Below are 333 nucleotides of genomic sequence, written 5' to 3'. Positions count from 1 at the left end.
TCGAATATTAAAAAAAGACTAGCATTTACTAGTCTAAATGTTTCTTATATTCTCTTTGAGCGAAAAAGAAATACATGATGCATGCGGCGATATAAAATAGAATAAACAAAGCTACTTTTCTTAATGAACCATCCATAAAAATCGTTTTATGAAACGTATATAACGCAACTGCACTATGCATACTCCCTACTATAATTGGTGCAAAAAATAGCATACACAATTGCCAGCGAGAAATCTTCCACACTTCTTCTTTCGTCATTCCAAGCTTAGATAGCGCTTCGTACTGCTTTCTATCTGATGAAATATTATGAAACCATTTAAAATATACGATAC

The 333-nt window shown here is 32.1% G+C and carries 1 pseudogene; it reads right to left on the bottom strand.

Annotated features, from left to right (window positions below):
* Positions 1 to 28: 28 nt before the first annotated feature.
* Positions 29 to 333 (bottom strand): annotated as a pseudogene (locus tag MR079_RS28600) (ABC transporter permease); the annotation flags it as partial.

Source organism: Bacillus cereus group sp. BfR-BA-01381 (assembly GCF_022663555.1).
In the GTDB taxonomy this organism is placed as follows: Bacteria; Bacillota; Bacilli; order Bacillales; family Bacillaceae_G; genus Bacillus_A; species Bacillus_A pacificus.
The sequence above is the reverse complement of the archived record's forward strand: the minus strand, read 5'-3'. Positions and strand labels throughout refer to the sequence as shown.